Source organism: Nesterenkonia muleiensis (genome assembly GCF_003600155.1).
In the GTDB taxonomy this organism is placed as follows: Bacteria; Actinomycetota; Actinomycetes; order Actinomycetales; family Micrococcaceae; genus Nesterenkonia; species Nesterenkonia muleiensis.
Window position 1 is genome coordinate 1 of sequence record NZ_QWLD01000012.1, and the last position, 20,840, is coordinate 20,840.

Genomic DNA, 20,840 nt, shown 5'->3' on the forward strand with positions numbered 1-20,840 from the left:
TACCTCCCCACCCCGGTCAGAGAACCACCCCACCACCACCAGCACTACGGACCAGCAGCCTGAAAGCTCCGGCAGACCCTCGCTGTCTAGCCGACAACCAAACGGTGGGCTGGATGATCCGCCGCCAGACGGGGGCCAGCACCCAACAGGGACTCCCGCAGAGTCACCGGGGTTTGCGGACGCTCGGGAAGCAGACCACGGCGACCCAGCTCCGGAGTGATGTAATGCTCGAAACGCTCGAAATCGGCCGGACGCACTGCCGCTGAGACGTTGAACCCATCCACACCGGAGATTTCCTGGTAGCGGACAAGCTCGTCGACCACCTGGACGGGGTCGCCGACGATGGTGGGACCGCGCCCGCCGATGGAGATGAACTCAGCGACATCGCGCACTGTCCATTTCTTGCTGGGATCCTTGGTGAAGATTGCCAGGGCCGACTGGTTGGCCTCAGTCTGCACATCGGCCACATAGGCGTCCTCATCCAGTCCGGAGAGGTCCACACCGGTCCAACCGCCGAACAGGGTCAGCGCCGCTTCGGTGTCCACGTATTGCCTGTAGCCCTGGAGGCGGGCCTGCGCCTCCTGCTCCGTTTCGCCCACGATGATCGTGACCATGGCGGAGAACTTCACCGAATAAGGGTCCCGGCCGGCCTCGGCGAGCGCGGCCCTGGTGGAGGCTACCTGATCGGCCAGCTTATCCGGCTTGGCGTTGATCACGAAGATCGCCTCCCCATGGTCGACGGCGAACTTCTGCCCGCGCGCCGAAGAGCCGGCCTGGAACAGCAGCGGAGTGCGCTGCGGCCCAGGGTGGGTGAGCATCTCACCGGGCACGGAGAACCACTTGCCGTGATGCTCAATGCCGCGAACCCTCTCTGGATCCACGAACACCCCGGTTTCCCGGTCGGCAACGACTGCCTGGTCATCCACCGAATGCTCGAAGAGCTTGTACATGACCTCCAAGAACTCATCGGCCCGGTCATAGCGCTCATCATGAGGGATCTGCCCGGCAAGCCCCAGGTTGCGCGCTGCAGAGTCCTGGTAACTGGTGACAATGTTCCAAGCGATCCGGCCCTTGGTGAGATGATCCAGTGTCGCAAAACGCCGGGCCAGCAGGTACGGCTGCTCATAGGTGACCGAAGCGGTGATGCCGAAGCCCAGATGCTCTGTGGCGGCCGCCAGTGCCGGGACCATCACCTGCAGATCCAGCAGGGGATACTGCACTCCCCCGCGGGCAGCCGCATGATGGCTGCCGCCGTAGACATCGTAGATGCCCGGGATGTCTGCCAGAAAGAGACTGGTGAACCCGGCGCGCTCCAGTGTCTGGGAGAGTCCGGTCCAGTACTCGAGCTGGTCGAACCGGTCGATCTGGGACTCCGGGTGCCGCCACAGCCCGGGGGTCTGGTGGACCGGCACCAGCATGTCGAAGGCGTTGAAATGCATACTCACTTCTTCGCCTCGCCGATGGCGTTAAGCCCTTCGGGCAGGGTGCCGTTGATCTCATAGTCTCCGATGGCGCGGGCGCGGAAGACAATCGGGTTGTGGGTGGCGATGGTCTGTGCATTGCGCCAGTGCCGGTCCAGCGCCTTGGTGCGCAGAGTCGCCGAGGCCCCCACCGTCTGGAACAGCTCCTGGGTGACCTGCAGGACCAGGTCAGGCACAGTGATCTGGGCTTTCTCCACCGCAATTTCTGAGGCGTAGATTCCCTCCCCTGTTGCCTCCAACGCCTGATCATGAATCCTGGCAACCTCCAAGACCGCCGACTCAGCCACGAAAGTCTTCGAGGACATGCGGCCGATGATCTGTTGGATCAGCGGATCCTGCTTGAACGCCGCGCCGGAGGCGGAGGTGTTGAAAGTGCGGGTGCGCTTGGCCAAGGTAGCCGAAGCATCGCGCACCGCAGCCTTGGCAATGCCCACCTGGGCCGCCAGCAGGTAAAGCTGGAAGAAGGCCGCCTCATGGACCGCCTCATGGGAGCCGGCCACACGGTCGAAGACTGAGATTTCATCCACCGCAACATCATTGAACTCGGTGGTTCCGGTTCCGGTCAGTTTCTGACCGAATCCATCCCAATCGTCGTGGACGGTCACACCACTCCCGTCGGTGGGCACCACGGCAAAGCAGCGGCCGTCCTCACCCTTGATCGAAGCGGAGGCTCGAGTGTAATCGGAGAAGATAGTGCCGGTGGAGTAAAACTTCTCTCCGTTGAGCAGCCACTTGCCAGCATCATTCCGGTGCAGCACAGTATTGAGCGTGCCAAGGGCGTTACCCCCCTTCTCGGTTGACGCGTTGCCGACTGTCTTACCTTCCAGCACCTTGGCATACCAGTACTTCTTCTGCTCGTCGGATTTGAAAGCAAGCGCATCGACGAACCCAAAGTGTCCCCGGTAGAGGTGGGCAATGTTGGAGTCCGCTTCAGCCAGCCGGATCACTTCCTTGACGAGATCCTCCACTGTGCCGCCCGGACCACCGTATTCCCGAGGAACTCTGATGGCGCCGAAACGAGCCTCATCCAGCCATGCGATCTGTTCGAAGGGTAACGTCCTCGTCAGATCGCGCTCCACTGAGCCTTGGGCAATCCTATCGATCAGCTCCTGCGGCAGGGCTGTGGCGCTCACGGGTTCATGAGCTGTGATAGCAGGTTCAGCAGCGGTGCTCATCAATATTCCTTCGTGTATCTGGGCATTGGGCAATGTGGGCAGGAGAGATGACGCTATTTGAGTCCAAGTCCGGCATCCCGGTAGTAACCGCTCTGTAGGTGGCGGCGGGTGGCGGTGGCTGTGCTCTGGCTCAGGCGCTCCACGGTGCGGGCGGCCCACCGGGGATCAAGCCCGTAGCTGCGGTAGTAGTCGCCAATGACCTCCTCGTAATCATCGAGCTCAGCAGCGGTATTTTTGCTGTTGTACTTCTCGTGGTGCAGAACCGCCTCCTGCCGGAGGCGCGGTTTAGTCGACGCAGGCTCCTCGGGGTCAGGATGACCTAGGGCCATGCCGAGGAAAGGGATCACATCCACAGGTAGCTCCAACAGCTCGGCGACGCGGTGTACGTCATTGCGCAAAGAGCCCAACAGTACAGTGCCTAAGCCCATAGACTCCGCGGCGGTCGCCGCATTCTGGGCGGCGATTCCAGCGTCAGTGGCACCGATCAGCAGCGCATCAAGATAGTCCAAGCCGCCCAGCGGCACCTGTGCCCGGCCAGCGATAGTATGGACTCTGCGGAAGTCAATCAGCCAGACCAGGACCACCGGCGCCTGCACAATGTGCTTCTGCTTGGGTCCGCCCACCTCGAACAGCGCCTGTTTGGTGTCCTGGGAACGCACAGCGACGACGCTGATGATCTGATGGTTCGAGGACGTCGGACCGGACTGGGCTGCCGCTATAAGTGTGCGGATGGTCTCATCGTGGATGTCGACATCCAGGAATCGACGCACAGAACGGTGTGCCAGGAGCAGGTCAAGAGTCTCGTTCCACTCTGGGGGCGCCCAGGAAACCTCGTGACCGTAACGCGCCTGCAGACGAAGCCGGGAGTCTTGCAGAGACATGGAGGCGGGATTCTCCTTATTCTTGTGTGGCAGCTGGGAGGTCATAACTGATCAAGAACTCCTCCAGGTCGGAGAGGAGCTCCTCGTAGCCGAAATGGTTGTAGGTGTAGGCGCTTTTCACCAGGGCAGACGATCCGGCGTAGAAGATTTCATACTGCTGATGCCGACCACCGAACTCTGACCCGATGACGTCCCAGGCCAGGCGGAAGAGCTTGATCCGTTCCTTGCTCTCCACGTTGCGTGAGCGGATGTAACGCTCCACGTCCGGGCGGGTCACCGAGCTGACCATATCTGCGACGCTGGAGGGCAGCTGCATGACCCCGCCGCTGGCGATCTCGCGCAGCAGCTGAATGACGCGTGGGTACGTCTCACCCTGCAGACCCATGGCACCGTATATGTACTTGCGCGCGGGCACGTAGGTGCCGTGTTCATCGGGGCCGGCCTCAGCCTGGGCTGCCAGCACAGCGGCCTCCACGGAAGTCACCAAGGCAGCCAGCTCGCCGAGCTTCTCCACCGTTCCGGGAGCTTGATCGGTTTCATTCACCTGAGTGATTCTCCGAGCCACCGAAGCGATGAACTTCAGCTTCTCCACGAAACGAATCTGCGCCTGCCAGTTCATCAGCGGGTGCGCAGGTGTCCTGAAGAAGGGCTCCCGAACGCGCTCCACATCACGGTCCACAAACACCCGATCCCAAGGCACCAGAACGTCGTCGAAGACCACGAACCCATCCGGTTCGTCATAGCGTGAGGTCAGCGGGTAATCGAATTCACTGGTTGCACCGATCGCATAGGGCCGGCGCGATATGAGCTTCAGGCCTGGAGTGCCCAGAGGGATCGCAAAGCTTATCGCGAAGTCTGAGTCCTCTGGCTTCAGCGGCTTCAAGCAGGTCACGAAGAGTTCATCGGCGATTGCCCCACTGGTGGCCAGCATCTGCGAACCCCGAACGATCAGTCCCTCCTCTGTTTCCCGAACCACGCCGACCTGAATAAAGTCATCCCCCCACTGTGAGGCGGTAGAGGCCCGGGAGTACTGGGGCGGGATGATCGCATAAGAGACGAAAAGGCTGTTCCGAGCGATGTGCTCATAGAAGTTCCGAACGTTCTGTGAGAACTTCTTCTTCGGGGTGTCAAAGACCTCCGCGTTGGCGGCGAACCCGGCGAAAGCAGAGGCTAGATGGTCCGGACTGCGGCCGAGCCAGCCATGTGTCCGTTTGGCCCATGCAGCGATCGCGCGGCGGCGGGCATGCAGGTCTTCTGAGGACCTGGGGATGCTATACACCACGTTGATGGTGCTCCCCAACTCCTCAGCGTGGCTCTGCATGCCGTTGGCGGGGTCGGCGGCAAAGTCGAAAAGCTGCCCAACCGTCCCGGCGACGGAGGAAAAAGCAGGGTGTTCTGCGACATTGCCGACGACTTCACCGTCCACAAACACGGTACGGCCGTCATCGAGGCTCTTCAGGTATTCGGCACCGGTACGCATCAATCTGTGGCGAACCCTTCGGAGGTGACGTCTTCCCAGGCCCCATCAATGTCGACGTCGAAAGATGTCTCCATCACACCACCCAGGTAATCGTCATACCACTCCTGCACCTCAGGCGACTGGTATGCACGCTCCAGAGCCTCTGCCTTATCGGTTCCGCGGAACTCGGCCGGTGCGGCCACGACGATGGTGATGGGCAGTGCGAGCTCGTCCTCCTCCAGCACCAGCGCGGAGTTGATGTCAATGTCGTTCTCGGCGGCCAGGCGGACCAGCAGCCAGCCAGCATCAACGCTGCTCATGCTTTGCGGAATCTGCTGAGCCTCCATCTCCACGAAGCTGAAGTTCTGCGGGTTCTCCGTGATGCTGTCCTGAGAGAGCTGGGTATACGGCACCTCAGGGTCGATCTCGATCAACCCTTCATTGGCCAGCAGGCGAATGCCCCGCCAGTTGTTGCCCGGATCCACCGGCAGAGCGATCTCCGCACCGTCCGGCAGCTCGTCTAAGGAGTCATACTCGGCGCTGAAGATGCCGGAGGGTGCCACGTGGACAGCGAACATCGGCTCCAGATCGAGGTCGTTGTCTTGATTGAACTGATTGAGATAGACCAAGTGCTGGAAGTAGTTGGCATCAAATTCGCCGTCAGAGACCGCGTGGTTCGGGCGTACCCAGTCATCCACATAGGTGGCTTCGACGTTCCACCCCTCCTCCTCCAGCAATTCTTGGACGATCTCGGTGGGGTCCTGGAAAGCTGCAGACTCTGTGACGATCAGGGTAATGGTGTCATCGTCGCTGTCTCCTCCGCCTACCAGTCCGCAGGCAGTCAGTGCCAGAGCAGAGGCGGAAAGGATGGCGGTACTGGCAAGGAGCCGACGTCGTGCATTCATATGAGCGCTCTTTCATGAGGGTGCGAGTGTGATGTTTTCTGCATGCAAGGCAGCCCCGTAGCTGCCTGTGCTCAGCGGTAGGCCGCCGAAACTTCAAGGGGTCTAAGCCGTGACGCGCTTGTCCGTGAAACGGGAGGCCCTCGTGCCGCCCCACTGGACCGCAGTCACCAGCAAGATCATGACCAGGATGGATGCCAGCATCACCGGCGTCTCATACCGGTAGTAGCCGTAACGGATGGCGAATTCGCCGATGCCCCCGCCGCCGACGATACCGACCATGGCCGAGTAGGAGATAAAGCTCACCGTGGTGATGGTGACAGAACCGATGATCGCTGGCCTGGCGTCCACCAGCAACACATTGCGGATGATCTGCCCCCTGGTAGCGCCCATCGCCCTCGAGGCCTCGACCGCGCCGGTACCCAGCTGGGTGATGTTCTGCTCTACCAGGCGGGCAAAATAAGGGATCGCATTGACTGTCAGCGGCACGATCGCAGCAGCGGTGCCGACCGTGGTGCCGACCACAAACTGGGTGAATGGAAGGATGGCGATCAGCAGAATCAGGAACGGGAAGGATCGAATCATATTGACGATCCCAGAAACCACCGCATGACTCTTCGGCGTCGGCCTAATGCCCCCGGGAGCGTGTGTGAAGAGCCAAATACCGATCGGTGTGCCGATGAGCACGGCCAGAGGAATGGACACGCCGACCATTGCCAAAGTCTCCACCAGGGCCTGCACCATGTCGGGGAAGCGTTGGACCACCAGTTCCATCAGCGCACACCGCCTTCCACTGCGGCGAAGATCTTTGACTCCCGGTGCTCCGTCCCACTGTGGTGGGGAGGCTGAGTGTGGTCGTCATAGTTCTCCACGCCTTCGGCGGCGACGACGAAAGCCTCCTCCGGGACCGGGGCGCCCTGGCGCTGGACGCTGATCCCGTCGGAGACCAGGTACCGGCCGATCGAGGTGCCGGGGGTGAATCCTTCCCTGCGCAGATCTGTGGCCGGGAACTTCTCCACCACCTGGCCGTTCTCCATCACCGCCACATGGTCGGCCAGTGCTTTGATGACCTCCATCTCGTGGGTGACGATCACCACGGTGATGCCGAACTCGCGGTTGATATCGGCCAGGTACTGCAGCACGGTGGCGGTGGTGAAGGGGTCCAGGGCTGAGGTGGGCTCATCGCAGAGCAGCACTTCGGGCTTGGTGGCCAGTGCCCGGGCGATGGCCACCCGCTGCTTCTGGCCGCCGGAGAGCTGGGCCGGGTAGTTTTTGGTCTTGTCGGTGATGTCGACGATCTCAAGTGCTTCGGCGGCGCGGCGGCGTCGTTCTGCTTTGTCCTTGACCCCGGAGAACTTCAGCGACAGTTCGACGTTTTGCAGCACGGTGAGGTTGTTGACCAGGTTGAAGCCCTGGAAGATCATGCCGATCTGGTGGCGGGCCTGGCGCAGCCGCTCCTGGTTCAGGCCGGTCAGTTCGGTCTCGCCGACCCAGACCTCCCCTGAGGTGGGCCGCTCCAGCAGGTTGATGTTGCGCAGCAGGGTGGATTTTCCGGCCCCGGAGAAGCCGATGATGCCCTGGATGGACCCGCGCGGGATGTCCAAGGACACCTCATTGACCGCAGTGATCGGTTCCTTGCCGCGGGCAGCGAAGGTGGTGGACACACGTCGGAGTGAAATCATGGGGCCTTCTCCATCGGTACTGGCGTTAGCACCTTGTCCTTCTCGGACTGGTTGCTGCGACGTCATCGGGCCAGATCCCTCAGTCGCTCTGGATGGTTGGTATTGCGAGACCTTACTCTACGCTGTGAACATATCCAGTCGTCAAACTGAGTTCACAAATCGTCACGCCCCCAGCAGTGCGAACAGCACCACGGCGACTCCGTCTCGCCTCCGGTAGGCCTGCTGCCCGGTGTTGATCGCCGGTATTTCACACTTTCACATCTACCGTATGAACACTACGAACTCTACCGTTTGAACACCATCTAGTCGCCCGTTCGAACATAGAATCCGGGCTATCCACTGACGGGACATAAAGGGCGCTCTGAGCGCAGGTGCCCTGCAGAGCACCGAGAAGCGGTGAGCGCCGGAAGCCTGCCATGCTGTCAGGTATGAACCACATCGCGATCTCAGTCACCCTTGATGGAATCGACCCCGAGCTGTCGCGGACCGTTCTTGTCCCGGCCACCGCGTCGCTGTAAGAACTGCACCTCATCATCCAGCGGTTGATGGGGTGGGAGGGCGCACATATGCACCAGTTCGCCCGCGGCAAGAATCCTTATCGGGCGAAAACAGTGTATGTCGATCCCATGGCCGCGCAGTTCGACCTGGGTATGGGAACGTTCAGCACAACACGGGAGATACCCGGCGATCAGGTGCCTGTCACTGAACTGCTGCCTTCGGCCACGGCTTCCAAGGCAGCGGGCTGGAGCCCTAGGGACGCCTCGTATCTCTATGACTTCGGCGATGACTGGCTACACCGCCTGCGCCGGATTCCGGTGCCCGACGATGTGCCGATCCTGGAGGCTCACCAAGTGGCCCTACTGACGTCCTCCGGCGGGACGGCAATTGAGGACTGCGGCGGGGTGCCCGGCCGCTTCCAGCTGCTCGACGAGTTCCGCGCACGCGAGCGCGGGGAGACCAGCCAGGACAGGTGGGCGCGCGAACTGTTCGACGACTGGTTCGAAGGAGTCAGCCTTGAGGAGGTACGCGAGGTCCTCGTTGACGTTCCCTTCGCCAAGGTCGCCCGAGCCCTCACGGGACTCTCCGTCGGCGGTGTGGAAGGCGGGGCCGCAAGCGCTGCAGGTGGCCAGGTACGCCCGGAGCTCGCCGAAGTTTTGCGGGCCACCGATGCCACTGGGCAGGGCGTACTGGCACAGGCGGTGAGGGCGCTCGACCTCGACTCGGTTCCTGCACCGGATCATGATGACGCGCTGGCGCTGACCGCAGACATCCGGATATTTATGGAGGCGGTCGGAGACGGACTGGAGCTCACGAAAACCGGGTATCTCAAGCCAAAGGATGCCGAACCGCTGGCGGAGAGACTCCGCCTGGGAGAGGAGTGGGTCGGCAGCCTCAAGCGGGAGAGCGATGTCCATCCGCTGTGGGAATTCCGGCAGGCCCTGAGGCAGCTCAGACTGGTCAGAGTGCAGAAGGAGATGCTGCTGCCGGTGAAGTCGCAGGCCAAGACGGTCACGGATCCGGAGAAACTCGTTGTTTTCCTAGTGGAGCACTTACTCCGCCTCGGCGATGAGGATCTCTCCCTGCAGACCGTTCTGTGGACGGTCGACCGCCTGCTGGCACCGCAGCAGGAGTCGCTTGGCTGGGACTTCAATGCAGTGGTGGGGTCATTGCTAGTCGACGTTCTCGGGGAGTCTGCCACGGCGAAGGCGGTGGTCTCTGACCTCGCGCCGCTCATCTGGTTCCTTGAGCGCATGGGCGTCTTTGAGGAATCTCGGGGGCAGCCTCACTCCGGGCGGGAACTCACCACACCGGGACGCAGGTTCCTTGCTGCCATGCTGCGAGGATGACGGAATGTGACGGCACAGAGCCCATCTGGATGGGTGGTGTTTTCACGCCCAGGTCTTCAGGGCTTTGCGCTCCACGACTCCGAGCAGGGCGTCGGTGAGCTTGCCGAGGATGGCCAGCAGCACGATGGCCAGCAGCAGCCGGTCGGTGCGCCCGTTGTTCTGCGACTCGGTCAGCAGGAAGCCCAGACCCATCGAAGAGGCGATCAGCTCCGCGGCCACCAGGAACAGCCACGCCTGGGCCAGGGCCAGCCGCAGTCCGGAGAAGACACTGGGCACCACCGCCGGCAGCTGCACTGTCCGCAGCAGCCGGAACCCGTGGAATCCGAAGGCCCGCCCGGCCTCCACCAGCTGCGGATCCACATGGCGCAGGGCCGCGTGGACTGAGGTGAACACCGGGAAGAACGCGCCGATGGCGATCAGGGTGACCTTGGAGTCCTCGTAGATGCCCATCCAGAGGATCAGCAGCGGGACCCAGGCCAGCGAGGGCACCGCCCGGAAGGCGCCGATGGTCGGATGCAGCAGCGCATCGGCGATTCTGGACAGACCCAGCACCGAACCGAGCACCAGGCCGACGCCGGCACCGATCGCGAAACCGGTGAGCACCCGCTGCACGGAGATGGCGATGTGCTGATACAGCTCCCCACGGCTGAACAGTTCGGCTCCGGCGCTGAAGACCGACTGCGGGGTGGGAAGCTGCACCGGGCGGAAGAGCCCGAAGACGTCGGTGACCAGCCACCACACCAGCAGAAGCAGCAGCGGAACGACCGCGCCGATCAGGATCTTGCCACCGGGTATCCGCTTGACCGCCCGGGGGCGGGCGATCCTGGCTGGGGTGAACTTCCCGGTGGCCTGCTGCTCCGCAGCGATCGAGACTGCTGTGCCGCTGGCTGCTTCATGCGGGGTGTACAACGGTGCCTGGCTCATCAGTCTTCGTCCTCCTGGATGGTGGCCTCATCGGCGGCACCCTCGGAGCCCTCGGCGTCGGTGGCCTCTCGGTTCTCGGCGAACTCCGGGTAGAAGAGTGAGTCCAAGGCCTCATCGATGCTGTCCTGTGAGGACACATCGCCGGTGTCGATGAAGATCGGCCCGACCTCGCTCAGCACCTGGTACTGGGCGTCACCGGGGACCGGGTCGACGTCGAAGTTCGACCGTTCCTGGATCACAGTCTCGGCGACTTCGAGATCGATGCTGGCGTAGTCGGCCAGGATCTCTGCGGTTCCCTCCGAATTCTCCTGTGCCCACTGGCGTGCCTGCTCGTAGACGTTGACCACCACCTGGGCCACATCGGGGTGATTCTCAATGAAGTCCTCGGTGGCGTTGATCACGCTGTAGGTGTTGAAGTCCACATTGCGGTGGAACAGCTCGGCACCGTCTGCTTCGGCAGCGGCCATGATGGGGTCCAGCCCGGCCCAGGCCACCACGTCGTCGTTGGCCAGAGCGGTCCGGCCGTCAGCGTGCTGGAGGTTCTGCACTTCCACGTCAGAGGGTTCCAGGCCGGCTCCCTGCAGGGACTGGATGAGGAAGAAATAGGGGTCGGTGCCCAGGGTTGCTGCCACCGACTCCCCTTCCAGATCCTCCACTGAGGTCACCCCAGAGTCTGGATTGGTGACCAGTGCGGCCCATTCGGGCTGGTTCTCCACCAGGATGGTGTGGATCGCTGAGTCGTTGGACCGTGCCAGCAGCGCAGCTGAGCCGGCGGTGGAGCCAACGTGAATCGCATCAGCGCGCAGTTTCTCATTGGCATCGTTGGAGCCCTGCGACTGGATCCATTCGACCTCCGTGCCCAGCTCCTCCAGCTCCTCTTCGAGCCAGCCGTGCTCCAAGATCACCAGGCTCAGCGGGTTGTAGGTGGCGAAGTCGATGGTCAGCGTCCCCAGCTCACCGCCTTCACCGGTGCCGGAGCCTTCTCCCTCCACGCATGCACTGGTGAGAAGCAGCGCAGCGGCTGCGGGAACAGCCAGGGCGGGCGTGAGCTTGGCAAAGGGCGAGGAGGACATCAGTGGGCCTTTCGTGTGGTGCAGCAGGACGAGTGTGATGAAGGCGTAGAGGGTCAGTGGGAGTCCACACCGAGGCCGGTGTAGAGCTCTCCGCGCAGCCGTGCCAGCTCAGCGGAGCTACGGTCACGGGGCCGCTGGCCCGGTACGCGCAGCAGCTGCTTGACGGTGGCGCCCTCGGCGACGGATGAGTCCTTGGGGCCCAGAAGCAGGATCCGGTCGGCAAGCTGCAGGGCCTCGTCGACGTCGTGGGTCACCAGCAGAACTGTGGTGCCGGTCTGGGCGTGGAGGTCCAGGAGCAGGTCCTGCATCTTCAGCCGGGTCAGCGCGTCGAGTGCGCCGAAGGGCTCGTCGAGCAGCAACACGCCCGGGCGTCGGGCCAGGGCTCTGGCCAGCGAAGCACGCTGGGCCATGCCCCCGGAGATCTCCCGCGGTCGCAGGTGAGCGCGTTCGGCCAGTCCGACGAGGTCCAGGAGCTCATCGACTCGGGCTGTGCCCTCTGCCTTGCCGATGCCGCGCGGCAGACCCAGTTCGATGTTCTTCCGCACCGAACGCCACGGAAGCAGCCGTGGTTCTTGGAACCCGACAGCAGTGCGTTCGTCATAGGTGGTGACTGCGGTTCCACCGATCAGGATCTCACCGGTGAAGCCGCCGTCGAGACCTCCGACGGCGCGCAGGAGGGTCGACTTCCCACAGCCGGAGGCACCGAGGATCGCCACCACCTCACCTGGTTGAACCTCCAGGCTGACGCCTTTGAGCACGTGGCGGCCGTCGAAGGCCCGGCCGACGTCGCCGAAGGTGACGTTCAGCGATCCCGGGGATGCCGTCACGGGACCGGGGCGGTTGGGCGTGGGCTCAGCAGGCGCAGAGGGCTGCTCAAGCGTCGGTGCAGAAGTCATCAGAAAGTCTCATCTTCCATCGGCACTGGCGTTAGCACCTTGTCCTTCTCGGACTGGTTGCTGCGACGTCGTCGGGCCAGATCCCTCAGTCGCTCTGGATGGGTGGTGTTGCGGGATCAACTGTACCCCTCGAACATATCCACTCGTCAAGCTGGTTTCATAAAACGTCATGCCGATGGGCCGCCGGCCCGGCTCAGGTGTACCAGGTCGGCTCGGGAAGCTGATTCAGCAGCGCGTACTCACCGACTTCCCGCTTCTTGTAGGGAACCGGGTCGTGCAGGGTGTGGGTGCGCAGATTGCGCCAGTAGATGTCCAGGCCCACGGAGTTCGACGACGCCCGGGCGCCGGTGAGCTCGTAGACCTTGGTGGTGGCCTCCAGCCCGTCCTCGGCGATCCGGAGCTTGGCAGCGGCCACCTCCACGGCGATCTCCCCGCGCTGCTGAGGGGTCAGCTCCTGGCGGGGAGCATGCAGGATATGGCTGATCCGCTCTCCGGTCCGGTCGATCAGCGCCTCGGCTGCCCAGACCTTGGACTGCAGCTGGCCATAGCCCTCCAGGATGTACCACTCCTCCCGCGCGTGGTCCTTGTTGTCCCCGCCGTAGGGCCAGGCCCGGGTGAAGTCTCTGGTGTAGGTGGTGGCCTTCTCCAGTGCGCCCTGGACGATGCCCAGGTAGAAGTTGGTGAAGACCAGCTGGATGGCCGGCACGTTCAGCGTGGCGTAGACCAGCGGCTGGAAGACCTTGTCCTGATAGCCCAGCGCGTCCTTCCAGGGAACCCGGACGCCACGGATCTCCACCCCGCCGGATTCGGTGAGGCGCTGCCCCAGGTTGTCCCAGTCGTGGGCGAAGAGGATGCCTTCCTGATGTGTGGGCACCGCGGCGAACACATGGTTCTCGGTCCCCTCCAGCACCCCTTCCAGAATGGTGATGTCGGAGACCACCCCGCCGGTGGAGAAGGACTTCCGGCCGGTGAAGATCAGCTCCTCGCCGTCATCGGTGACGCTCAGATCCGCGTCCCGGGGGTTGACCGCCCCGCCGATCAGCCAGTTGTTCTGGGTGTAGGCCCTGGCGAAGTCTGCCCGTTGTTCATCGGTGCCGACCAGCTCAGCGGTCCAGGACCACAGATAGTGGTATCCCAGCAGCTGGCCGATGGAGCCGTCGCCGCGGGCGACGGTGCGGATCACCTTGTAGGCAGTGTCCCAGGTTTGGCCTCCGCCGCCGTGCTCGGCCGGGCCGAGCAGGGTGACCAGCCCGGAGTTCTTCAGCAGCGCGACCTCCTGGTGGGGACTGCTGTTGGCCCGGTCGCGCTCCACCGCATCAGCGGCGAGGATGTCGGCGACCTCCTGGGCGCGGGCCAGCCAGCCGGCGGCGTCGTCGGGAGTGGGCTGGTGGGTCCAGCGGTTGGTCAGGTCGATCTCGGAGGCAGCGGTGGTGGCAGTCATGATGAGGTTCCTTAATGGGTCAGTGGTGTTTTCGGGGAGAGGAACTGGGCGGCAGCGGTGCCGGCCTCAGACTCCGGCGGGCTGCAGCTGGCCTGTGGCGAGCAGTTCGGCTTCCTTCTCCCGCACGATCGGGATGACCGTCTTGCCGAAGGCCTCGAGCTCCTCCTGGAAGTGCAAGAAGCCGGTGAGGATGAGGTCCACACCGATCTTCTTGTATTCGATGATGCGGTCGGCGACCTGCTCCGGGGTGCCGATGAGCTGGGTGCGGAAACCGTCGTTGTACTGCACCAGGTCTTCAAAGCTGGAGTCGGCCCACATGCCTTTCTTATCGGCGGTGGCCGGCCCGGCCTCCTGGACGGAGCGCCGGAAGCCCTCCACGGAGTCCTTGTCGGCGTGAGCGATGATCTCGCGCAGCTGCTCCCGGGCCTCGGCCTCGGTGTCGCGGACGATCACGAATCCGTTGAGTCCGAACCTGACTTTGCGCCGGTGCGCGGCGGCGACCGCGCTGACCTCCTGGTACTGCTCGCGGAAGCCGTCGAAGTCCTTGCCGTTGGAGAAGTACCAGTCCGAATGCGCCCCGCCGTTGAACCGGGCGGCGGTGGAGTTCCCGCCCTGGAAGATCTCCGGGTACGGGCGCCCCTCCACTCGGTAGGGGGTGGGGCGCAGGGTGAAGTCGTTGACCGTGTAGAAGTCGCCGCGGAACTCCACGTTCTCCTCGGTGAAGAGCTTGCGCACCACCTGGATGAACTCTGCGGAACGGCGGTAGCGCTCGTTGTGCTCCAGCCAGGGCAGGCCCAGTCTGGTGTACTCGTCCTTGAACCAGCCGGAGACCACATTGATCGCAGCCCGGCCCTTGGAGAACTGGTCGGCGGTGAGGATGAACTTGGCCAGCACCGCCGGCTCCCAGATGCCGGGGTGGATGGCCGCGATGAGCTTCAGCCGCTCGGTGGCCAGCAGCAGCGCCAGCGAGGTGGCGGTGGACTCGTGCTGCTGGGCCGCCCCGTAGCTGGAGAGGTAGCGGACCTGGCTGAGCGCGTATTCGAAGCCGACCTGCTCGGCGGTCTGGGCGAGCTTGACGTTGTAGTCATACCCCCAGTCGGTGCGCTGGTCCACCGTGGAGACCACCAGGCCTCCGGAGACATTGGGCACCCAGTAGGCGAACTTGAGGTCCTCAGGCTCCCCGGTGTGGACGGGATTGGCAGTGAGTTCAGACATGGCGTATGGCCCCTTTCCATCGGTCCTGGCGGTAGCACCTTGTCCGGGTGGACTGGTTGCTGCGACGTCGTCGGGCCAGATCCCTCAGTCGCTCGTGATGGTGTGGTGTTGCGAGGCCCCAATGTACGCGGTGAACATATCCCGCTGTCAAACTAAGTTCATATTTCGTCATTGAAGCCCCATGTCTCGCAATATGACACCGACTTTGCCTGCTCCCCCGGGGGCCGCGTACGGTAGAGGGGTCCATCCCGAGCGGCCGAGAGATCTGGCTCGTTGACGCCGCAGCAACCCGGAGACCGCCGGGTGCTACCGCCAGGACCGATGGGAGTGTTCCTATGAGCTTGTCCGCCGCCACACTGGCACGGCCCGACGCCGGAGCGAGACCGCTGGACCCTTTGGCGCTGCGTGCCGCGTTTTCTCAGTTTCCCCAGGGCATTGTGGTGGTCGCCGCGGAGATCGACGGGACGCCCGAGGGCCTGGTGGCCTCCACCTTCACGGTGGGGGTCTCTCTGGAGCCGCCGCTGGTGACCTTCGCCGTACAGCACACCTCGAACACCTGGCCCCGGCTGCGCGATGACGCGTCCCATCTGGGCGTTTCGGTCATCGGGGCTGACCAGGACGGTCTGTGCCGGCAGATCGCTTCTAAGGACCGCGCCGGTCGGTTCAGCGGGGTGGAGTACACCGCGGACGACGACGGCGCCCTGGTCCTGCACCACACCCCGTTGTGGCTGAAGACCCGCGTCTATCACCAGTTCACCGCCGGTGACCATGACCTTGTGGTGCTCGAGGTGCTCAACCTGGGTGTGGACCAGCAACGGGCCGGGCTGGTGTTCCACCAGAGTGCCTTCAAGTCCCTGCCGGCCAACGAGGCCTGAGCCGGGGATGAGCACCCGCGTGAGCGCTGAGCCTCAGCATTCCCCCGCTGAATACCCCCGTGCACTGGATGCTGATGTGCATCACTGGGATGAGCCCACCGGCAGCGACAGGGTGGCCTTCTGGGAGCGGGCGGCTGGACTCCTGGACTGGGACTCCCCCTGGCACACCGCGCATTCGTGGACCCCGCCGAACCCTGATACCCGCCGTGGGCCGGATATTCGCTGGTTCGAAGGCGGCAGGCTCAATGCCGCGGTCAACTGTGTGGACCGCCATGTGGCCGCCGGGCGCGGGGAGAAGGTCGCCCTGCACTTCGAGGGCGAGCCCGGGGACCGCGAGTCGGTCACCTATGCGGATCTGCAGCGCCGGGTCAACCAGGCCGCCAACGCCCTGGAGTCCCTCGGGATAGGCCCCGGCGACCGGGTGGTGATCTACCTGCCGGTGCTGGTGGAGACCATTGTCATCACCCTGGCCTGCGCCCGGATCGGCGCGGTCCACCAGCTGGTCTTCGGCGGGTTCTCCGCCGAGGCGCTGCGCTTCCGGGTCCAGGACACCGGCGCCAAGCTGGTGGTCACCACAGATGGTCAGTACCGCCGCGGTGCTGCGGTTCCGGTCAAGGCCAACGCCGACGCCGCAGTGGAGGGACTCACCGCTGAGACCGGCGGCAGCGTGGAGCATGTGCTGGTGATCCGCCGCACCGGAAGCGAGATTTCCTTCACCCCGGGCCGGGACATCTGGTGGCATGAGCTGGTCGGGGCGGCCTCCGCTGAGCACACCCCGCAGTTCTTCGACGCCGAGACCCCGCTGTTCATCATGTACACCTCCGGCACCACGGGTAAGCCCAAGGGACTGGTGCACACCACCGGCGGCTATCTCACCGGGGCGCTGTTCAGCTATCTGCGGCTGTTCGCCCACCCTGACCCGGACAAGCGCGACGACGACGTCCATTGGTGCACCGCCGACTTAGCCTGGGTGACCGCCCACACCTATGAGATCTACGGGCCGCTGGCTGCCGGGGCCACCCAGGTCATCTATGAGGGCGTGCCCAATGCCCCGCACCCGGGGCGGCACTTCGAGATCATCCAACGCCACCGGGTGACCAGCTACTACACCGCCCCCACGCTGGTACGCTCACTGATGGGCTGGTTCCCCGAGGGCGTCCCGGAGCATTACGATCTCAGCTCCGTCCGCCTGGCCGGCACGGTGGGTGAGGCGGTGAACCCGGAGGCGGCGAACTGGCTGCGTGACACCTTCGGCGGCGTGCCTCTGGTCGACACCTGGTGGCAGTCGGAGTCCGGCTCCACGGTGCTCTCCCCGCGCCCGGAGGCTGCCGCCTTCAAAGCAGGCAGTGTGGCCCAGGACATGCCCGGCTGGGCCGCCGACGTCGTCGACGATCACGGCACCCCCACTCCCCCGGGCGTGCAGGGCAATGTGGTGGTCACCGCCACCGGCCCCTCGATGGCCCGGACCGTCTGGGGCAACCCGGAGCGGTACTACACCAGCTACTGGGAGAAGTACGCCGCTCAGGGCTGGTTCCTGGCCGGGGACGCCGGGCAGCGCGACGCCGAGGGAGACATTTGGATCCTGGGCCGGATCGATGATGCCATCAACGTCTCCGGGCATCTACTCTCCACCATCGAGATCGAATCCGCATTGGTCTCCCACCCGGATGTGGTCGAAGCCGGGGTGGCCCCGGTCCACGATGCCACCACCGGTCATGCCGCAGCCGCCTTCGTGGTGCTCACCGCTGCGGCCCAAGAGCGCCTCAGCCGCGACGGCACCGCCGAACCCGCACTGATAGAGAGTCTGCGCGCCCAGGTCGCCGAGGTCATCGGGCCGGTGGCCAAGCCACGGGCAGTGATCCCGGTCCCGGAGGTGCCCAAGACCCGCTCGGGCAAGATCATGCGCCGGCTGCTGGCCCAACTGCATGAGGGCCAGCCGCTGGGCGACACCACCAGCCTGCAGAACGAACCCTGTGTTCCTGAGATCCAACGGATCTGTCAGACTCGGGGAACAGCACCCGTGAAGGAGTACCACCCCTGATGAGCACTGACCGCCAGTTCGGCTTCCGCACCCGCGCCCTGCACGCCGGTGCGGTCCCTGACGCCACCTACGGCACCCGTGCGGTGCCGATCCACCAGTCCACCTCCTTCGTGTTCAAGGACACCGACGACGCCGCCAACCTCTTCGCGCTGCAGAAGTTCGGCAATATCTACTCCCGCATCGGCAACCCGACGGTGGCCGCACTGGAGGAGCGCCTGGCCTCCCTGGAGGGCGGGATCGGCGCGGTGGCCACCGCCTCCGGCATGAGTGCGGAGTTCCTAGTCTTCGCCGCCCTGTGCGAGCAGGGTGACCATATTGTGGCCAGCTCCAAGCTCTACGGCGGCACCATCACCCATCTGGATGTCAGCCTGCGCCGGTTCGGCATCGAGACCACCTTTGTGAACTCCGATGAGGCCGAAGACTTCCAGGCCGCACTCCAGGAGAACACCAAGCTGATCTTCACCGAGGTGGTCTCCAACCCGGCCAGCGACATCGTGGATCTGCCCGGTCTGGCGAAGGTGGCCCATGACCACGGCATCCCGCTGGTGGTCGACTCCACGCTGACCACCCCGTACCTGTTCCGGCCCATCGAGCACGGGGCCGATATTGTGACCCATTCGGTGACCAAGTTCCTGGGCGGGCACGGCACCACCCTGGGCGGCGTCGTCGTCGAATCCGGCACCTTCCCCTGGGACAATGGGAAGTTCCCGCAGATGACCGAGCATGTGGACTCCTACGGCGGGCTGTCCTGGTGGGGCAACTTCGGCGAGTACGGGTTTCTGACCAAGCTGCGGGCCGAGCAGCTGCGCGATTTCGGACCCAGCCTGACCCCGCAGGCAGCGTTCCAGCTGATCCAGGGGGTGGAGACCCTGCCGCAGCGGATGGCCGAGCACACCGCCAATGCGCAGAGGGTCGCCCAGTGGCTGCAGGATGATCCGCGGGTGGACTATGTGAACTACTCGGGCCTGCCCAGCCACCGGCACCATGCACGGGCTCAGCAGCTGCTGCCGGAGGGGGTGAGCTCGGTGTTCAGCTTCGGGATCGCCGGGGGCCGGGAGAACGGGGCTCAGTTTATTGAGGCGCTGCAGCTGGCCAGCCACCTGGCCAATGTGGGCGATGCCCGGACCCTGATCCTGCACCCGGCCTCCACCACTCATCAGCAGCTGAATGCTGAGCAGCTGCTGGCCGCCGGGGTGCCCGATGACCTGGTGCGGATTTCTGTGGGCCTGGAGGACGTTGACGACATTATCTGGGACTTGGATCAAGCCCTGGAGACTGCGACCAAGGGAGAATAAGGACCATGACGACCACGCCCGTTCCTGCCGCTGAGAATTCCGCCGATCACCCCCACGGGCTGTGGGAGGAGCCGGGTCCTGCCCGCCGTCTGCAGCTGCTGCGCAGCGCGAGGTCGGTGGCGGTCATCGGCATGAGTGATAAGCCCTCCCGGTCCAGCTACTTCGTGGCCACCTATCTGCAGGGCGATTCCAGCTACCAGCTCTACTGGGTCAACCCGCGCCTGGTGGGCAAGACGGTGCTGGGCGAGCCCGGCTACGCCTCGCTGGCCGACCTGCCGGAGCCCCCCGATATTGTGGTGGCCTTCCGCAGGCCTGAGGATCTGCCGGAGCTGGCCGAAGAGGCCGCCGCCGCCGGGGCGAAGACCCTGTGGGTCCAGCTGGGGATCCATTCGGAGGAGGCCATGCAGCGGGCCACTGACCTGGGGCTGAACGCGGTGCAGAACCGCTGCATCAAGATCGAGCACGGCCGCTTCCACGGCAACCTGCATTTGGGCGGCTTCGACACCGGGATCATCAGCGCCAAGCGCCAGCTGCGGGACCACTGAACCGGGGCTACTCTACCTGGGGCGATTGGTATCTTTCTGCGGGACAGGTGTGGTCCCGCTCCTCATCGTGACGCGGGGACCTTCTCCAAGTCTCGTCACATCCTTGATACGCCCCAGTCCAGCGACTAGGCTCCAAAAGTCTTAGGAGATTCAGCCGGAAGGTCGCTGTGGCGATACAGAGTGATGTGCTTCGGTACTTCAAAGAGGTGGTCGATGCCGGCTCTATTCAAACTGCTTCCAGAAACCTGCTCATTGCCCCCTCGGCTCTGAGCAGACAGATCAAGATACTTGAGAAAGAACTGGGAGTAACTCTCTTTGAGAGATCTTCCCAAGGAATGGTGTCCACCTCGGCAGGTATGACCTTATACGATTTTGCCCGCCGCCAAGAGGCTGAAGCAGACGAGCTTAAGCACATACTTGCGGCCGGGGTGGAGAGCGAAAGTGCTGAGTTCTCTATTGCATGCGTGGAAGCCATGCTGCCGAGACTCCTGCCGCAGTGGTTAGGACCATTGAGGCGGCGTCATCCTCAAGTTCGTTTTCTCGTCGATCTCATGTCCTCCACCCAGGTCGCAGCGACAGTAGCTTCCGGCGACGCTGATGCGGGGTTTACTTTTGGACGGGTGGCGAGAGCTGAACTTCGTGAGTTGGCTGCTCTGCACACTCCTATCCAATTGGTCGTGCGCAGGGATCATCCGTTGGCGGATAGAAAAACGGTCTCGCTTATCGAACTGCAGGGAGAGCGGTGCGCGCTTCCTCGCAACCAGTTCGGCATACGTCGTGAAGTTGACCGGGAGTGTGCTCGTGCCGGCGTTGAGCTTGAGATCGCTTATGAAACTAATTCACTGGCCTTTGCCCTACGAATGGTGCAGACCGAAGGAGTAGTCACATTTACTACCTCTGCTCTGCTGGTGCAGGCCGAACACGCCCAGTCAGTTTCACTCATTGAACTCGAGGAAGACGCGTTTAAGTCCACTGCATTTTCGCTGGTTGTCCGCAAAACACCCTCGTCAGCCTTATCTGACTCCCTCAAGCGAGAGCTTTCCCGACTCTGCAAAGCATCTGAGCGTGTGCCAGATCACAAACTTTGAAAACTATTTGTTACGGGACT

18 protein-coding genes and 4 riboswitches are annotated in these 20,840 nt (G+C 63.7%); of the genes, 6 read left to right on the forward strand and 12 right to left on the reverse strand.

Going from position 1 to position 20,840, the window contains the following annotated elements:
• Positions 1-86: 86 nt before the first annotated feature.
• The 7 genes from DVO78_RS03675 to DVO78_RS03705 all read right to left on the reverse strand — a co-directional run bounded on the left by DVO78_RS03675 (position 87) and on the right by DVO78_RS03705 (position 7,580).
• Positions 87-1,439, reverse strand: a complete 1,353-nt coding sequence (locus DVO78_RS03675; RefSeq protein WP_120003464.1) for an LLM class flavin-dependent oxidoreductase — start codon at positions 1,437-1,439, stop codon at positions 87-89.
• 2 nt (positions 1,440-1,441) lie between these two features.
• Positions 1,442-2,656: an acyl-CoA dehydrogenase family protein gene (locus DVO78_RS03680; RefSeq protein WP_120003465.1), complete on the reverse strand. Its 1,215-nt coding sequence runs from the start codon at positions 2,654-2,656 to the stop codon at positions 1,442-1,444.
• Between the two features lie 53 nt (positions 2,657-2,709).
• On the reverse strand, positions 2,710-3,537 hold the full coding sequence (locus DVO78_RS03685) for an NADPH-dependent oxidoreductase (RefSeq protein WP_157983845.1): 828 nt from the start codon (positions 3,535-3,537) through the stop codon (positions 2,710-2,712).
• 16 nt (positions 3,538-3,553) lie between these two features.
• Positions 3,554-5,017, reverse strand: a complete 1,464-nt coding sequence (locus tag DVO78_RS03690; RefSeq protein ID WP_120003467.1) for a 4-hydroxyphenylacetate 3-hydroxylase family protein — start codon at positions 5,015-5,017, stop codon at positions 3,554-3,556.
• Positions 5,017-5,901, reverse strand: a complete 885-nt coding sequence (locus DVO78_RS03695) for a MetQ/NlpA family ABC transporter substrate-binding protein (RefSeq protein WP_120003468.1) — start codon at positions 5,899-5,901, stop codon at positions 5,017-5,019. Before DVO78_RS03695 ends, DVO78_RS03690 begins: the two co-directional genes overlap by 1 nt.
• Positions 5,902-6,003: 102 nt before the next feature.
• Positions 6,004-6,672: a methionine ABC transporter permease gene (locus tag DVO78_RS03700; protein ID WP_120003469.1), complete on the reverse strand. Its 669-nt coding sequence runs from the start codon at positions 6,670-6,672 to the stop codon at positions 6,004-6,006.
• On the reverse strand, positions 6,672-7,580 hold the full coding sequence (locus DVO78_RS03705) for a methionine ABC transporter ATP-binding protein (RefSeq protein ID WP_120003470.1): 909 nt from the start codon (positions 7,578-7,580) through the stop codon (positions 6,672-6,674). The genes DVO78_RS03700 and DVO78_RS03705 overlap by 1 nt, the downstream gene beginning before the upstream one ends.
• Before the next feature lie 7 nt (positions 7,581-7,587).
• A riboswitch (SAM riboswitch) is annotated at positions 7,588-7,679 on the reverse strand.
• A gap of 431 nt (positions 7,680-8,110) precedes the next feature.
• On the opposite strand from DVO78_RS03705, the gene DVO78_RS03710 reads away from it, so the two are divergent.
• Positions 8,111-9,427: an IS1096 element passenger TnpR family protein gene (locus DVO78_RS03710; RefSeq protein WP_338016560.1), complete on the forward strand. Its 1,317-nt coding sequence runs from the start codon at positions 8,111-8,113 to the stop codon at positions 9,425-9,427.
• Positions 9,428-9,469: 42 nt separating this feature from the next.
• Here DVO78_RS03710 and DVO78_RS03715 read toward each other — a convergent pair whose 3' ends face one another.
• From DVO78_RS03715 to sfnG, 5 genes are all read right to left on the reverse strand, one after another.
• Positions 9,470-10,351: an ABC transporter permease gene (locus DVO78_RS03715; protein ID WP_120003472.1), complete on the reverse strand. Its 882-nt coding sequence runs from the start codon at positions 10,349-10,351 to the stop codon at positions 9,470-9,472.
• Positions 10,351-11,424, reverse strand: a complete 1,074-nt coding sequence (locus DVO78_RS03720) for an aliphatic sulfonate ABC transporter substrate-binding protein (protein WP_120003473.1) — start codon at positions 11,422-11,424, stop codon at positions 10,351-10,353. The genes DVO78_RS03715 and DVO78_RS03720 overlap by 1 nt, the downstream gene beginning before the upstream one ends.
• Positions 11,425-11,477: 53 nt before the next feature.
• The gene (locus tag DVO78_RS03725) at positions 11,478-12,320 is read right to left on the reverse strand and encodes an ABC transporter ATP-binding protein (protein ID WP_120003474.1); all 843 of its coding nucleotides are present in this window, start codon (positions 12,318-12,320) and stop codon (positions 11,478-11,480) included.
• Between the two features lie 13 nt (positions 12,321-12,333).
• Positions 12,334-12,425: riboswitch (SAM riboswitch) on the reverse strand.
• An 88-nt stretch (positions 12,426-12,513) separates the two neighbouring features.
• Positions 12,514-13,761 (reverse strand): acyl-CoA dehydrogenase family protein, encoded by a 1,248-nt coding sequence (locus DVO78_RS03730; RefSeq protein WP_120003475.1) that lies wholly within the window; start codon positions 13,759-13,761, stop codon positions 12,514-12,516.
• A gap of 66 nt (positions 13,762-13,827) precedes the next feature.
• The gene (sfnG, locus tag DVO78_RS03735) at positions 13,828-14,976 is read right to left on the reverse strand and encodes a dimethylsulfone monooxygenase SfnG (protein WP_120003476.1); all 1,149 of its coding nucleotides are present in this window, start codon (positions 14,974-14,976) and stop codon (positions 13,828-13,830) included.
• A 13-nt stretch (positions 14,977-14,989) separates the two neighbouring features.
• Positions 14,990-15,080: riboswitch (SAM riboswitch) on the reverse strand.
• Positions 15,081-15,216: 136 nt separating this feature from the next.
• Positions 15,217-15,304, forward strand: a riboswitch (SAM riboswitch).
• Between the two features lie 7 nt (positions 15,305-15,311).
• Here sfnG and DVO78_RS03740 point away from each other — a divergent pair.
• The 5 genes from DVO78_RS03740 (at position 15,312) to DVO78_RS03760 (ending at position 20,820) form a co-directional block, all read left to right on the forward strand.
• A complete protein-coding gene (locus DVO78_RS03740; protein ID WP_120003477.1) occupies positions 15,312-15,851 on the forward strand; it encodes a flavin reductase family protein in 540 nt (179 codons plus the stop codon).
• A gap of 7 nt (positions 15,852-15,858) precedes the next feature.
• Positions 15,859-17,892: an acetate--CoA ligase gene (locus DVO78_RS03745; protein ID WP_120003478.1), complete on the forward strand. Its 2,034-nt coding sequence runs from the start codon at positions 15,859-15,861 to the stop codon at positions 17,890-17,892.
• Positions 17,892-19,187: an O-acetylhomoserine aminocarboxypropyltransferase/cysteine synthase family protein gene (locus DVO78_RS03750; RefSeq protein ID WP_120003479.1), complete on the forward strand. Its 1,296-nt coding sequence runs from the start codon at positions 17,892-17,894 to the stop codon at positions 19,185-19,187. Before DVO78_RS03745 ends, DVO78_RS03750 begins: the two co-directional genes overlap by 1 nt.
• 5 nt (positions 19,188-19,192) lie before the next feature.
• Positions 19,193-19,732 (forward strand): CoA-binding protein, encoded by a 540-nt coding sequence (locus tag DVO78_RS03755; protein WP_120003480.1) that lies wholly within the window; start codon positions 19,193-19,195, stop codon positions 19,730-19,732.
• A 167-nt stretch (positions 19,733-19,899) separates the two neighbouring features.
• A complete protein-coding gene (locus DVO78_RS03760; protein WP_120003481.1) occupies positions 19,900-20,820 on the forward strand; it encodes a LysR family transcriptional regulator in 921 nt (306 codons plus the stop codon).
• Positions 20,821-20,840 lie beyond the last annotated feature (20 nt).

Excerpts from the sequence above, each read along its gene's own strand:
- DVO78_RS03675 (WP_120003464.1), bottom strand. The coding sequence starts at position 1,439 with ATGCATTTCAACGCCTTCGACATGCTGGTGCCGGTCCACCAGACCCCC.
- DVO78_RS03680 (WP_120003465.1), bottom strand. The coding sequence starts at position 2,656 with ATGAGCACCGCTGCTGAACCTGCTATCACAGCTCATGAACCCGTGAGC.
- DVO78_RS03685 (WP_157983845.1), bottom strand. The coding sequence starts at position 3,537 with ATGTCTCTGCAAGACTCCCGGCTTCGTCTGCAGGCGCGTTACGGTCAC.
- DVO78_RS03690 (WP_120003467.1), bottom strand. The coding sequence starts at position 5,017 with ATGCGTACCGGTGCCGAATACCTGAAGAGCCTCGATGACGGCCGTACC.
- DVO78_RS03695 (WP_120003468.1), bottom strand. The coding sequence starts at position 5,901 with ATGAATGCACGACGTCGGCTCCTTGCCAGTACCGCCATCCTTTCCGCC.
- DVO78_RS03700 (WP_120003469.1), bottom strand. The coding sequence starts at position 6,672 with ATGGAACTGGTGGTCCAACGCTTCCCCGACATGGTGCAGGCCCTGGTG.
- DVO78_RS03705 (WP_120003470.1), bottom strand. The coding sequence starts at position 7,580 with ATGATTTCACTCCGACGTGTGTCCACCACCTTCGCTGCCCGCGGCAAG.
- DVO78_RS03715 (WP_120003472.1), bottom strand. The coding sequence starts at position 10,351 with ATGAGCCAGGCACCGTTGTACACCCCGCATGAAGCAGCCAGCGGCACA.
- DVO78_RS03720 (WP_120003473.1), bottom strand. The coding sequence starts at position 11,424 with ATGTCCTCCTCGCCCTTTGCCAAGCTCACGCCCGCCCTGGCTGTTCCC.
- DVO78_RS03725 (WP_120003474.1), bottom strand. The coding sequence starts at position 12,320 with ATGACTTCTGCACCGACGCTTGAGCAGCCCTCTGCGCCTGCTGAGCCC.
- DVO78_RS03730 (WP_120003475.1), bottom strand. The coding sequence starts at position 13,761 with ATGACTGCCACCACCGCTGCCTCCGAGATCGACCTGACCAACCGCTGG.
- sfnG (WP_120003476.1), bottom strand. The coding sequence starts at position 14,976 with ATGTCTGAACTCACTGCCAATCCCGTCCACACCGGGGAGCCTGAGGAC.
- DVO78_RS03740 (WP_120003477.1), top strand. The coding sequence starts at position 15,312 with ATGAGCTTGTCCGCCGCCACACTGGCACGGCCCGACGCCGGAGCGAGA.
- DVO78_RS03745 (WP_120003478.1), top strand. The coding sequence starts at position 15,859 with ATGAGCACCCGCGTGAGCGCTGAGCCTCAGCATTCCCCCGCTGAATAC.
- DVO78_RS03750 (WP_120003479.1), top strand. The coding sequence starts at position 17,892 with ATGAGCACTGACCGCCAGTTCGGCTTCCGCACCCGCGCCCTGCACGCC.
- DVO78_RS03755 (WP_120003480.1), top strand. The coding sequence starts at position 19,193 with ATGACGACCACGCCCGTTCCTGCCGCTGAGAATTCCGCCGATCACCCC.